The organism is Pseudomonas sp. RIT623, from assembly GCF_004519305.1.
Lineage (GTDB): Bacteria > Pseudomonadota > Gammaproteobacteria > Pseudomonadales > Pseudomonadaceae > Aquipseudomonas.
On record NZ_SOZA01000032.1, the window covers coordinates 1 to 12,341 of the forward strand.

11 protein-coding genes are annotated in these 12,341 nt (G+C 66.4%); 6 read left to right on the forward strand and 5 right to left on the reverse strand.

What is annotated here, in order from left to right; translation table 11 throughout:
* Nucleotides 1-16: 16 nt before the first annotated feature.
* On the reverse strand, nt 17-844 hold the full coding sequence (fdhD, locus tag E3U47_RS19100) for a formate dehydrogenase accessory sulfurtransferase FdhD (protein WP_134693223.1): 828 nt from the start codon (nt 842-844) through the stop codon (nt 17-19).
* A 174-nt stretch (nt 845-1,018) separates the two neighbouring features.
* Here fdhD and lysM point away from each other — a divergent pair, with 174 nt between their 5' ends.
* On the forward strand, nt 1,019-1,459 hold the full coding sequence (lysM, locus tag E3U47_RS19105) for a peptidoglycan-binding protein LysM (protein WP_134693224.1): 441 nt from the start codon (nt 1,019-1,021) through the stop codon (nt 1,457-1,459).
* A gap of 69 nt (nt 1,460-1,528) precedes the next feature.
* Here the strand turns inward: lysM and yrfG are convergent, their stop codons facing one another.
* The gene (gene yrfG, locus E3U47_RS19110) at nt 1,529-2,191 is read right to left on the reverse strand and encodes a GMP/IMP nucleotidase (protein WP_134693225.1); all 663 of its coding nucleotides are present in this window, start codon (nt 2,189-2,191) and stop codon (nt 1,529-1,531) included.
* A gap of 64 nt (nt 2,192-2,255) precedes the next feature.
* Between yrfG and nudE the strand changes: the two genes are divergently transcribed.
* Together nudE and cysQ are read left to right on the forward strand one after the other, a co-directional pair.
* The gene (gene nudE / locus E3U47_RS19115; protein ID WP_134693226.1) at nt 2,256-2,822 is read left to right on the forward strand and encodes an ADP compounds hydrolase NudE; all 567 of its coding nucleotides are present in this window, start codon (nt 2,256-2,258) and stop codon (nt 2,820-2,822) included.
* Nucleotides 2,819-3,652 (forward strand): 3'(2'),5'-bisphosphate nucleotidase CysQ, encoded by an 834-nt coding sequence (cysQ, locus tag E3U47_RS19120; RefSeq protein WP_134693227.1) that lies wholly within the window; start codon nt 2,819-2,821, stop codon nt 3,650-3,652. The genes nudE and cysQ overlap by 4 nt, the downstream gene beginning before the upstream one ends.
* 95 nt (nt 3,653-3,747) lie before the next feature.
* Here the strand turns inward: cysQ and E3U47_RS19125 are convergent, their stop codons facing one another.
* The 3 genes from E3U47_RS19125 to E3U47_RS19135 are packed head-to-tail and all read right to left on the reverse strand — an operon-like array spanning nt 3,748 to nt 7,420.
* Nucleotides 3,748-4,203 carry a YiiD C-terminal domain-containing protein gene (locus E3U47_RS19125; protein ID WP_134693228.1) on the reverse strand — a complete coding sequence of 152 codons (456 nt, stop codon included), beginning with the start codon at nt 4,201-4,203 and terminating at the stop codon, nt 3,748-3,750.
* The gene (locus tag E3U47_RS19130; protein ID WP_134693229.1) at nt 4,200-5,609 is read right to left on the reverse strand and encodes a sigma-54 dependent transcriptional regulator; all 1,410 of its coding nucleotides are present in this window, start codon (nt 5,607-5,609) and stop codon (nt 4,200-4,202) included. Before E3U47_RS19130 ends, E3U47_RS19125 begins: the two co-directional genes overlap by 4 nt.
* On the reverse strand, nt 5,606-7,420 hold the full coding sequence (locus tag E3U47_RS19135) for an ATP-binding protein (protein ID WP_134693230.1): 1,815 nt from the start codon (nt 7,418-7,420) through the stop codon (nt 5,606-5,608). Before E3U47_RS19135 ends, E3U47_RS19130 begins: the two co-directional genes overlap by 4 nt.
* 223 nt (nt 7,421-7,643) lie before the next feature.
* Here E3U47_RS19135 and E3U47_RS19140 point away from each other — a divergent pair, with 223 nt between their 5' ends.
* From E3U47_RS19140 to E3U47_RS19150, 3 genes are all read left to right on the forward strand, one after another.
* Complete coding sequence (locus E3U47_RS19140; RefSeq protein ID WP_134693231.1) at nt 7,644-10,544, forward strand: aminotransferase; 2,901 nt, start codon at nt 7,644-7,646, stop codon at nt 10,542-10,544.
* 200 nt (nt 10,545-10,744) lie between these two features.
* A complete protein-coding gene (aguA, locus tag E3U47_RS19145) occupies nt 10,745-11,851 on the forward strand; it encodes an agmatine deiminase (RefSeq protein ID WP_134693232.1) in 1,107 nt (368 codons plus the stop codon).
* Nucleotides 11,852-12,035: 184 nt separating this feature from the next.
* Complete coding sequence (locus E3U47_RS19150; protein ID WP_134693233.1) at nt 12,036-12,233, forward strand: hypothetical protein; 198 nt, start codon at nt 12,036-12,038, stop codon at nt 12,231-12,233.
* Nucleotides 12,234-12,341 lie beyond the last annotated feature (108 nt).

A 12,341-nucleotide genomic window follows, 5' to 3' on the forward strand; every position in this document is an offset into this window, starting at 1 on the left:
GAGGTCACGGCTGTTGCTACTCCGCCGCTGGGCTGAAGACCCGCGGTGCGCTGTGTTTGGGCAGGTGGATGAGGTTGAGGTTGTGCTTGCGTGCCCATTGCAGGGCAAGTCCCGTGGGGGCCGAGAGGCTGACCAGGGTCTGGATGCCAGCGCGCAGGACCTTCTGGATCAGTTCCAGGCTGCAGCGGCTGGTGACGATGGCAAGGCCACCTTCGGTGTCGATGCGTTGGCGCAGCAGGGCGCCGATCAGCTTGTCCAGGGCGTTGTGCCGGCCGATATCCTCGCGACCCAGCAGCAGCTGGCCGTCGCGGTCCATGAACAGCGCCGCGTGCACCGCGCCGCAATGTTGGCCGAGGGGCTGGAAGGCATCGATGCGCTGGCGCAGGTCGTTGAGCCAGTGCGCTGGTGGCAGCGGCGCACCGGGCAGCACCTTGAGTTCGGGTAGCGCCTGCTCCAAGGCTTCGACACCGCACAAGCCGCAGCCGCTGGTGCCAGCCAGCTGGCGGCGCTGGTCCTTGAGGTTCCAGAACGCGCGGCTGGAGATCTCCAGGTCGGCGTACAACGCCGAGCCGCTGCCGGAGAGCTTCACGTCGTAGATTTCATCGGTGCTGGCGACGATGCCGCTGCCGACGCTGAAGCCCACGGCGAAGTCTTCCAGGTCGGTGGGGCTGACCAGCATCACCGCCTGGTTGAGGCCGTTGTAGACGATGGCCAGGGCGACTTCCTCGGCCAACGGGGTGCTGTCGCGGCTTGCGTCGGACAGTTGCACGTAGTCGTAGGTGTTGCTGGCGGCGGGCAGGGCGAGGGGCGTGGACGCCGCGCAGACCGGTGGCTTGCTGTTCATCGGGGCGAATACCGGCTGGCAGTTTGACCCCACCAGCCTAGGCCTCTGGGCCGAGGGCGTCTAATCGCTAGCATCTATTCCGTGATAGAGCGCGTCGATCAGTCGCAGGGCGGCGGGTTGGGCGATCCTGGCCTAGACTGCTGCTTCCATGGATTCATCATCAAGGAGCGCCACATGAGCCTGTTCAGTTTCGTGAAGGAAGCCGGCGAGAAGTTGATCGACCTGCTGACGCCGGGCAACGCCAATGCCGAGGAGCAGTTGAAGAAGCATGTCCAGGACATCGGCCTGGGCAACCCGAATATCTCCGCCACTGTAGAGGGCGACAAGGTGATCCTCAAGGGCGAGGTGAGCAGCCAGGAAGAGAAGGAGAAAATCATCCTGGCCGCGGGCAACATCGCCGGCGTGGCCTCGGTGGACGACCAGATCACCGTGACTGGGCCGGTGGCTCAGGCGGCGCGGTTCGTCGAGGTTGAGAAGGGCGACACCCTCAGTGCCATCTCCAAGCGGGTGTATGGTGATGCGAACAAGTACCAGAAGATCTTCGAAGCGAACAAGCCGATGCTGAAGGACCCCAACAAGATCTATCCGGGGCAGGTGCTGCGTATTCCTGATTGATCGCATCGCGGGGCAAGCCCGCTCCCATGAGTGCTTCGTCGTGGGAGCGGGCCTGCCCCGCGATAGGGCCTATAGCCCAGTCAACAAATCCCGATAATCCTCGACCGCCGCAAACTCCTGGGTATCCCGCGGTTTGCCCTGACTATCCGGCTGACGCACCGCCAGCAAATGCCCGACGCCAAACTGCCGGGCACTGCGCAGGATCGCCAGGGTGTCGTCGATGAACAGGCTGCGCGCCGGGTCGAAGCCGATGTCCGCCTGCAATGCGTCCCAGAACTGCGGGCTCTCCTTCGGGTAGCCGTAGTCATGGGAGCTGATCAGCCGTTCGAAATACGGCGCCAGCTCGACCCGCTCCAGTTTCAGCGACAGCGAATCGCGGTGCGCATTGGTGATCATCACCACGCGCTTGCCTGCCTGACGAACGGCGGCCAGGAAAGTGTCGGCGTCGGGCTTGAGCGCGATCAACTCGGCGATCTCCTGTTTGAGCGCGCGAATCGGCAGGCGCAGCTCGCGGCTCCAGAAGTCCAGGCAGTACCAGTTGAGCGTGCCGGCGTGGCGCTCGAACAACGGTTGCAGCTCCATCTCGGCCATGGCCCGGCTCACGCCATGCAGCTCGGCATAGCGCTGGGGCAGGTGCTCCAGCCAGAAGCGGTTGTCGTAGTGCAGGTCGAGCAGGGTGCCGTCCATGTCCAGCAGGACGGTATCGATGGCGGACCAGGGAAGAACGGGCATGGGAAACTCTCGATCAGTCGGCAAGCCACGGTATAGTAACCCGTTCACGCCAAGGAGCCGCCCCATGCGCCAGAAACCCACCGTCCTCAATCGCGAGATTGTCGCCAGCAGCCGCCTGTTCCGTGTCGAAGCCGTGCAGTTGCGCTTCGCCAACGGTGCCGAGCGCACTTACGAGCGCCTGGTCGGGCGTGGCAACGGCTATGGCGCGGTGATGATCGTGGCCATGCTCGACGCCGAGCATGCGGTACTGGTGGAGGAGTACTGCGGCGGCACCGACGAATACGAACTGTCCCTGCCCAAGGGCCTGATCGAGCCGGGTGAAGACGTGCTGGCCGCCGCCGACCGCGAACTCAAGGAAGAGGCCGGGTTTGGCGCGCGCCAGCTGGAGCACCTGACCGAACTGTCGCTGTCGCCCGGCTACATGAGCCAGAAGATCCAGGTGGTGTTGGCCACCGACCTGTACGAAGAGCGCCTGGAGGGCGACGAGCCCGAGCCGATGCGGGTCGACAAGGTCAACCTGCGCGAACTGTCGGCCCTGGCCATGCACCCGCAGTTCACCGAGGGCCGGGCGCTGGCGGCGCTGTACCTGGCCCGTGACCTGCTGATCCAGCGTGGGGCGCTGAGCGTATGAGCGACCGGCAATTGATGCAGGGCGTGGTGCAACTTGCCTTGCGCGCGGGCGAGGCGATCCTGCCGTTCTGGCGCGCCGACGTGGCGGTGAGCAACAAGGCCGACGACTCGCCGGTGACCGCTGCCGACCTGGCGGCGCACCGGGTGATTGCCGATGGACTGCTGGCGTTGGCGCCCGAGATCCCTGTGCTGTCCGAAGAAGACTGCGACATCCCGCTGGCGACCCGTGAAAGCTGGCAACGCTGGTGGTTGGTCGATCCGCTGGACGGTACCAAGGAGTTCATCGCCGGCAGCGAGGAATTCACCGTCAACATCGCGCTGATCGAGCGCGGCGAAGTGGTGTTTGGCGTGGTGGCCATGCCGACCAGTGGCCGCTGTTACTACGGCGGTCGCGACCTGGGGGCTTGGCGTGGGGAGGGTAAAGGTGCCGCGCAGTCGATCCAGGTGCGCAACACGCCGCCAGCGCAGGGTCGCTTCACCGTGGTCGCCAGCCGCCGGCATTCCAGCCCGCAGCAGGAAGCCTTGCTGGCGGGGCTGGGGACTGCGGTGGGCGAGCTGGAACTGGCCAATATCGGTAGTTCGCTGAAGTTCTGCCTGCTCGCCGAAGGTGCCGCCGATTGCTATCCGCGCCTGGCGCCGACTTCGCAATGGGATACCGCTGCCGCGCAAGGGGTGCTGGAAGGCGCTGGCGGCGAGGTGATCGGGCTGGATGGATCGCCGCTGCGCTATCCGCCGCGCGAATCGTTGCTCAATCCGTTTTTCCTGGCGTTGCCTGGGAGGGCCGAGTGGCGCCCCGCGTTAGTTCGTTTGGCTGCTCAGATCAATAGCTGACATTGTCGGGGCCGCTTTGCGGCCCTTCGCCGGCAAGCCGGCTCCTACAGGGGGAACGTAGGAGCCGGCTTGCCGGCGAAGGGGGCTGTGAGGTCTCAACGGTGCAACACGTACTGCCCGCTGAACCTCACCGCAGGCTCATCACTCCCTTCGTTGCACACCACCGTCTCCAGCGTCAGCCGCGCCCGCCCGCGACGCTGATACATCGCCAGGAACCGCGCCCAGGCCTTCTCGTCCGGCGCCGGGCAACGCGCCACGGCAGCCCCGGTGACCGGCAGCGGATAACTGATCTGCCCCTCCTGGATGACGATATGCCCGTCACCGATGCCCAGTTCGCGCAAGCGCAGGTGTAGCCAGCCCCACCCCACCAGCACCGCGCCACAGTACAGGCTGCCGCCGAACATGGTGCTCTTGTGATTGACGTTGGGCGCCAGCGGCAGTTGCAGGCGCAGGCAGTGCTGGTGCCAGTCGAGCACCTGCATGCCTATCTCGCGGGTCAGTGGGATATCGCCGTGCAGCACGGTTTGCAGGTACTGGCTATCGCTACTCATTGACGGTTGTCCTCCTGGTCGTCGTGCCCGCCGCTTGCGCCTTCGAAGCTCAGGCCATGCTTGCGCAGCTTGTCGTGCAAGGTCTTGCGCGGGATGCCGAGGGCTTCGGCGAGGCTGCGCATGGAGTTGTGCGGCTGGTTCAGCTCGGCGGCGATCAGCGCGCGCTCGAACTGCTCGACCTGTTCGCTGAGGTTGCCGCCGGGCACGGGCAGTGCAGTGCCGGCGCTGGTGCTCGGCACCTGGCCGTCGAGGGCCAGCTCCAGCCCCAGGGCGAAGCGCTCGGCGGCGTTCTGCAGTTCGCGCACGTTGCCCGGCCAGTCATGGCGCAGCAGCAGGGCACGCTGCGCCGGTTGCAGGTTGTGGGGCGGCAGGCCGTGGCGTGTGCTGGCGGCGTCGGCGAAGTGCTGGAACAAGACCAGGATGTCGTCGCCGCGTTCGCGCAGTGCCGGGATGCGCAGTGGCGCGACGTTCAGGCGGTAGTACAGGTCGGCGCGGAAGCGCCCCTGGTCGGCGGCCTGGCGCAGGTCTTCCTTGGTCGCGGCGATGATGCGGATATCCAGTGGGATCAGCTGGTTGCCGCCGAGGCGCTCGACCACCCGCTCCTGCAGCAGGCGCAGCAGCTTGACCTGTACGTCGAGGCTCATGCTCTCGATCTCGTCGAGGAACAGCGTGCCGCCGTTGGCGAACTCGAACTTGCCGATGCGGCGCTTCTGCGCGCCAGTGAACGCCCCTGGCTCATGGCCGAACAGCTCGCTCTCGACCACCGACTCGGCCAGGGCGCCGGCGTTGATTGCCACGAACGGGCCGTCGCGGCGGCTAGACAGGTCATGCAGCGCGCGGGCCACCACCTCCTTGCCGGCACCGGTCTCGCCGAGAATCAGCACATCGGCGCGGGTTGCGGCCAGGGCGCCGATCTGCTCGCGCAGGCGCTGCATGCCCGGCGACTGGCCGACCAGGCGCGTGGCCAGTTGCTGGCGGTCGCTCAGGGCCAGGCGCAGGCTGCGGTTGTCCAGCACCAGGCGGCGCAGGGCCAGGGCCCGGCGGACGCTGTCGAGCAGGGCGTCGCTGGCGAAGGGTTTCTCGAGAAAATCATAGGCCCCGGCGCGCATCGCCTGCACCGCCAGCGGCACATCGCCGTGGCCGGTGATCAGCAGCACCGGCAACTCGTTGTCGCGGGCATGCAGTTGCTCGAGCAGTTGCAGGCCATCGATACCGGGCATGCGGATATCGCTGACCACCACCCCCGGCCAGTCCTGCTCGATGCGCGCGGCCAGGCCCTGGGCTTCGGCCAGCGCCACTACCTTGAGCCCGGCCAGGTCGAGGGTCTGGCTCAGCGCCTGGCGCAGGTGGGGGTCATCGTCGACCAGAATCACCTGGGCGCGGCTGTCGATCAGTGTCTCGGTCATGCCGAGGTGTCCTCCGAGGATTGCAGGTTGGCGCCGGGCTTGGCCACGCGCATGCGCAGGGTCAGCAGGGCGCCGCCTTCCGGGTGGTTGCCCAGCAGCAGTTCGCCGCCCAGTGCGTGCATCAGGCTTTCGCAGATGGCCAGCCCCAGCCCCAGGCCCTGGGTGCGGGTCTTGGTGGTGAAGAACGGCTCCTTGGCGTGCTCCAGGGCCTGGCGACTGAAGCCTGGGCCGTTGTCGCGAATGTACAGGTAGACGCAGTCATCCTGGCGTTCGGCACTCAGCCACAGCTTGCGCGGATTGGCTTTTTCGGTGAGGGCGTCGAGGGCATTGGCCAACAGGTTGCCAAGTACCTGGCGCAGCCGCGTTTCGCCGGCCTGCACCCACAACGTGGCCTCGGGCAGGTCGCGCACCAGCTCCACGGCCATGGCCCGGCGCCGTTTGGCCAGCAGTGCCAGGGCGTCGTCCAGCGCCGGTTGCAGGGCCACGCTTTCCGGGGCGTGCTGGTCGCGGCGGGCGAAGGCGCGCAGGTGGGTGATGATCGAGGCCATGCGCCCAGTCAGCTCGCCAATCAGCTTGAGGTTGCCGCGCACATCGTCGGTGCGTTGGTGGTCGAGGAGAATCTCGGCGTTCTCGGCGTAGCTGCGGATCGCCGCCAGCGGCTGGTTGAGCTCGTGGCTGATGCTCGCCGACATGGTGCCCAGCACCGACAGCTTGCCGGCCTGGACCAGTTCGTCCTGGGCGCGCACCAGCTCCTGCTGGGCATTCTCGCGCTCCAGCACGGCGCTCTTGAGCCGGGTGTTGAGGCCCTCCAGGTCGGCGGTGCGTTCGATCACGCGTTTTTCCAGCTCCTGGCGGGCGCGGGCTTCGAAGTCGATGCGGTCGATGTAGTGGCGTCGGCGCTGCATGACCAGGCCGGCCAGCAGCATGGTCACCAGCAATGCGCCGGCGCCGATGGCCATGACGGTCTGCACCGAGCGGTCCACCAGTTGGCGTGGGGCGAGGATGCTCACCTGCCAGCCGGTCTCCTGGATGTTGCGGGTCTGGATCAACCAGGCCTCAGGATTCAGGCTCAGCGGTTGCGGGGCCTGGGTCGGGTAGGGCTGGATGGCGATGATCGCCTGGCGTTCGGCATCGCTCAGCGCGCGGGTGGCGCGAAAGCGCCAGTCCGGTCGCGAAGTGAGCACCACCACGCCGTTCTGGTCGGTCAGCAGCAATTGCTCCGGGGTGCGGCCCCACAGGGTTTCGGTGTGATCGAGGTCGACCTTGACCACCAGCACGCCGATCACCCGCTCACGGTCGTGCACGGCGGCGGCGAAGAAGTAGCCGCGCTTGGCCGAGGTGGTGCCTTGGCCGAAGAAGCGCCCCAGGCGGCCGTCCATGGCTTCTATGAAGTACGGGCGGAACGAGAAGTTGCGGCCGACGAAGCTGTCCGGCTTGTCCCAGTTGGAGGCCGCCAGGGTGTTGCCGCTGACGTCCATCAGGTACATCACCTCGGCGCCGGTCTGGTGGGCGATGTCCTTGAGCAGGCGGTTGGCGTTGGTCACCGACTCCAGGCGCAACGGGTCGGCCAGCACGCCGCGCAGCGCCGGCAGGTCACCGAGGATCTGCGGCAGGGTCTCGTAGCGGTGCAGGGTGCCGAGCAGGTTGGCCACGTAGAGGTCGAGGGTCTGGCGGTTCTGCGAGGCCAGTTCGTCCTGGTAGTAACGCTCCGCCAGGTGGTGCAGCGGCCAAAGCAGCGGTGCCAGGCACAGCGCCAGCAAGGCCAGGCTGCGCCAGCGCGGGCGGCGTGGAGGCGTGGGTCTTGGAATCATCGCGGTTATTGCGCCAGAAAAGTCTGGCGCAATTATGCGCTACTTCAGGCAGTCGATCAGCGCTTCGTGTTGCTGCCATGGGGCCTCGCGCCTGTCCATGGCGTGGACAGGGCAAGCCCAGGCGTTGGGCTGTGCAGCGAGGGTGACGCGCTGATTGTCCGCTGGCAGCTTGCCAAGCGGCCTGACTGATGGCGATATACAGGGAAAAAACGAGGCTTCCTGCATGTCCCTCTCGACCCTGCTCCAGCGTTCCAGCCTGCCTGCCCCCCTGCTTGGCGAGGCCCAGGCCCATGCCTTGTTGCGGGCGCACTACGATCTGCAAGGCAGCCTGCAGGCCTTGGGTAGCCAGCAGGACCTGAACCTGCGGGTCGACTGCGGGCAAGCGCGTTTTGTGCTCAAGGCCTGCCATGGCAGCTACGCCCAGGTGGAGCTGGAGGCCCAGCATGCGGCGCTGGAGTACCTGCGCGGGCAGGGGCTGCCGGTCCCGGCCGTGCGCCCGGCCAGCAATGGCGAGGGGCTGCTGGCGCTGGATATCGAGGGCCAGGCATTGCGGGTGCGACTGCTGGAATACCTCGACGGCGAGCCGCTGACGCGTCTGAAGCACTTGCCGTCGCGGGTGATCGCCGAGCTGGGCGCGCTGTGCGCCAAGGTCGACCTGGCGCTGGCCGGCTTCGACCACCCGGGCCTTGAGCGCACGCTGCAATGGGACCCGCGCCACGCCCAGGCATTGATCGGCCATTTGCTGCCGGCGGTGCAGGATGGCCAGCGCCGAGCCCGGGTCGAGCAGGTTGCACGTGAGGCCGCCGAACGTTTGCAACCGTTGCTCGATAAGCTGCCGATCCAGGCGGTGCACCTGGACATCACCGATGACAACGTGGTCTGGAGCCGGGACCAGGCGCGCCAGTGGCAAGTGCGGGGCGTGATCGATTTCGGCGATCTGCTGCGCACCTGGCGTATTGCCGACCTGTCGGTGACCTGCGCGGCCTTGCTGCACCATGCCGAAGGCGACCCACTACGGATCCTCCCGGCGGTCAGCGCCTACCAGGCGCTCAACCCGCTACAGGACGCCGAACTGCGGGCATTGTGGCCGCTGGTCCTGAACCGTGCCGCGGTACTGGTGCTCAGCAGCGAGCAACAATTGGCGATCGACCCCGGCAACCAGTACATCCGCGACAACATCGACCACGAGTGGGAAATCCTCGAGACCGCCTGCGCGGTGCCTGCCGAGTTGATGGAGGTGGCGATATTGCAGGCGGCGGGGCGTGGCCCTGATGCTGTGGATCTCAACGGTTGCGCCCGGTTGCTGCCGAGCCTGGTCGGGCACGCGGTAACCCGGGTCGACCTGGGCGTGCTCAGCCCGCATTGCGAGGCCGGCAACTGGGAGCAACCCGGCTTCGACCAGCGCCTGCTCGCGGCCCAGCCCGGCCCGGCCTGTAGCCTGCATGGCCAATACCGGTTGTCGCAAACCCATATCGACCGCCCCGAAGAACCGGCCACCTGTGCCCTGGGGGTTGAGCTCAACCTGCCGCCCGGCACCGCCTTGCAGGCCCCCGCAGCTGGAACCTGGCAGCGCAGCGGCGATGGCCGTGGCTGCCTGCGCACGGCGCGCTGGAGCCTGTGGCTCAATGGCCTGGAAGCGGCGCCGGCCGATGGCCAGGCGTTGGCGAAGGGCCAGGCATTAGGCGCGACCTGTGGCTTCCTGAGTGTGCAGCTCTGCCTGGCGGCGGCGCTGCAACCGCCGTTCTTCACCACGCCATCGCGAGCCGCCGCCTGGCTGGCGCTATGCCCGTCGCCACGGGCGTTACTGGGCTTTGACTGCGACGCCGAGCCACTGGCCGACCCTCAGGCCCTGTTGGCACGCCGCGATGCCAGCTTCGCCCGCTCGCAGAAGCACTATTACGCCCAGCCGCCGCAGATCGAGCGCGGTTGGCGCAACTACCTGTTCGACATGCAGGGCCGCGCGTACCTGGACATGCTCAACAACGTCGCGGTGCTGGGCCACGGCCATCCGCGCATGGTCGCCGAATCGGCGCGCCAGTGGTCGCTGCTCAACACCAACTCGCGGTTTCACTACGCGGCCATCGCCGAGTTTGCCGAGCGCCTGCTGGAGATAGCTCCACCGGGCTTCGACCGGGTGTTCCTGGTCAACAGCGGCACCGAGGCCAACGACCTGGCGATCCGCCTGGCCTGGGCCTACAGCGGCGGGCGCGACCTGCTCAGCGTGCTGGAGGCCTACCACGGCTGGTCAGTGGCCACTGATGCGATTTCCACCTCCATCGCCGACAACCCCCAGGCCCTGGAGACCCGCCCGGACTGGGTGCACCCGGTGCAAGCGCCAAACACCTTCCGTGGCCGCTTCCGCGGGGCCGACAGCGCCGCCGACTACCTGCGCGATGTCGAGGCCAAGCTTGCCGACCTCGATGCCCGTGGCCGCCAGTTGGCCGGCATCATCTGCGAGCCGGTCTACGGCAATGCCGGAGGCATCTCGCTGCCGCCGGGCTACCTGCGCCAGGCCTATGCCCAGGTGCGCCAGCGTGGCGGCGTGTGCATCGCCGATGAGGTGCAGGTCGGTTACGGACGCCTGGGCGAGTACTTCTGGGGCTTCGAGGAGCAAGGCGTGGTGCCCGATATCATCACCATGGCCAAGGGCATGGGCAACGGCCAGCCACTGGGCGCGGTGATCACCCGTCGGGAGATCGCCGAGGCGCTGGAGGCCGAGGGCTATTTCTTCTCGTCCGCCGGCGGCAGCCCGGTCAGTTGCCGTATCGGTATCGCGGTGCTCGATGTGATGCGTGACGAAGGCCTGTGGGACAACGCCCGGGAAGTGGGGCGCCACTTCAAGGCGCGATTGCAGGCATTGGTCGATAAATATCCGCTGGCCGGCGCGGCCCATGGGTCGGGTTTCTACCTGGGGCTGGAGCTGGTGCGTGACCGCCAGACCCTGGAGCCTGCAACCGAGGAAACCATGCTCTTGTGCGATCGCCTGCGCGATCTGGGGATCTTCATGCAGCCGACCGGCGACCACCTGAACATTCTCAAGATCAAGCCGCCGATGTGCACCACGCGGGCGAGCGTGGACTACTTCGTCGACAGCGTGGAGCGGATCCTCAGCGAAGGCCTGTGATCTTTCGTCAGCCAGTCTGTTCGATTGTTATCGACCAGGCTGGCTTTATTTCGGCAAAATATTTTAAAGAAAGCGCTTTAAAGTCGATATTTATCGGTTGTAATATCGAGCAAATGCCCTGCCGCCTATACTGGCGGGCCTGCACCTTATCCGCTCACCGACCGGGCGCCCCTGGCCCCGGGCCTTCGCAGAGGTTACCCATGAAGACCCTCAACTCGACCCCCCGCGCCGATGGTTTCCACATGCCCGCCGAGTGGGCCCCGCAGACCCAGGTGTGGATGGTCTGGCCGGAGCGCCCGGACAACTGGCGCCTGGGCGGCAAGCCCGCGCAGGCCGCGCATGTCACCCTGGCCAAGGCCATCGCCCGCTTCGAACCGGTGACCGTGGCGGTCTCCGCCGGGCAGTACGAGAACGCCCGGCGCCAGCTCGACCTGCCCAACATCCGTGTGGTCGAGATCAGCAACGACGACGCCTGGGTGCGTGACACCGGCCCGACCTTCGTGATCAACGACCAAGGCGAGGTGCGTGGCGTGGACTGGGGCTTCAACGCCTGGGGTGGCTTCGACGGTGGCCTGTACGCGCCATGGAACCGCGATGAAGAACTGGCGGCCAAGGTCATGGAGATGGAGCGCGTGCAGCGCTACCACACCGAAGGCTTCGTGCTCGAGGGCGGCTCGATTCATGTCGACGGCGAAGGCACCCTGATCACCACCGAGGAATGCCTGCTCAACCGCAACCGCAACCCGCACCTGAATCGCGAGCAGATCGAGGACATCCTGCGCGAGCACCTGGCGGTGCAGACCATCGTCTGGCTGCCGGATGGCCTGTACAACGACGAGACCGACGGCCACGTCGACAACTTCTGCTGTTACGTAAGCCCCGGCGAAGTGTTACTGGCCTGGACCGATGATCCCCAGGACCCCAACTATGCGCGCTGCCACGCCGCCTATGACGTGCTGAAAAACAGCCGCGACGCCAAGGGCCGCGAATTCGTGGTGCACAAGATGCCGATTCCCGGCCCGCTGTTCGCCACGGCCGAAGAATGCGCCGGTGTCGACCAGGTGGTCGGCAGCCAGGAGCGCGACCCGTCGGTGCGCCTGGCCGGTTCCTACGTGAACTTCCTGATCGTCAACGGCGGCATCATCGCCCCGAGCTTCGATGACCCGGCCGATGCCCAGGCCAGAGCGATCCTGGCCAAGGTGTTCCCGGACCACGAAGTGGTGATGATCCCAGGGCGCGAACTGCTGCTCGGTGGCGGCAATATCCACTGCCTCACCCAGCAGCAACCGGCACCGTTCAAGCGCTGATCTGCCTGGTGGCAAAGAGCCCGTCCGTCGACGGGCTTTTTTGTGGGCGACGACCGCTGGCGGGGTTAATGGCATAGCTTTTGTATTGGCTTTCCCCTGTGTTTCAGGAAGAGGAGAGGCACACCTTTCTGTCACAAACCTTACGTAAGTTAGCCGCTCACGGCCCCAGGGAGTGCGTGTTGAAATGAATGCAGCAAGTGAGTCGGCTTTGCGCCCACTGGCAGTGAATCACCGGTCGCTGAAGATGTTGGCGCAGTGGTTGAAACACCATGGAAGCAACCGGGTCAGGACGACCGACCCACGACGCCTGCTGGACGGGCGATATCCACAGGGCCTGATCAGCGACGCCGAGTTTGAAGCTCTGCTGGCTGTCTGGCACTGACCGGGAAGGATCCCGTTGCAATAAAAAACGCCACCGCGCGAGCGGTGGCGTTTTCGTTTCTAGGCTGAGGTCCGCGTCCCGGTGACCAGCAGGCTGCGCAATCCGTCA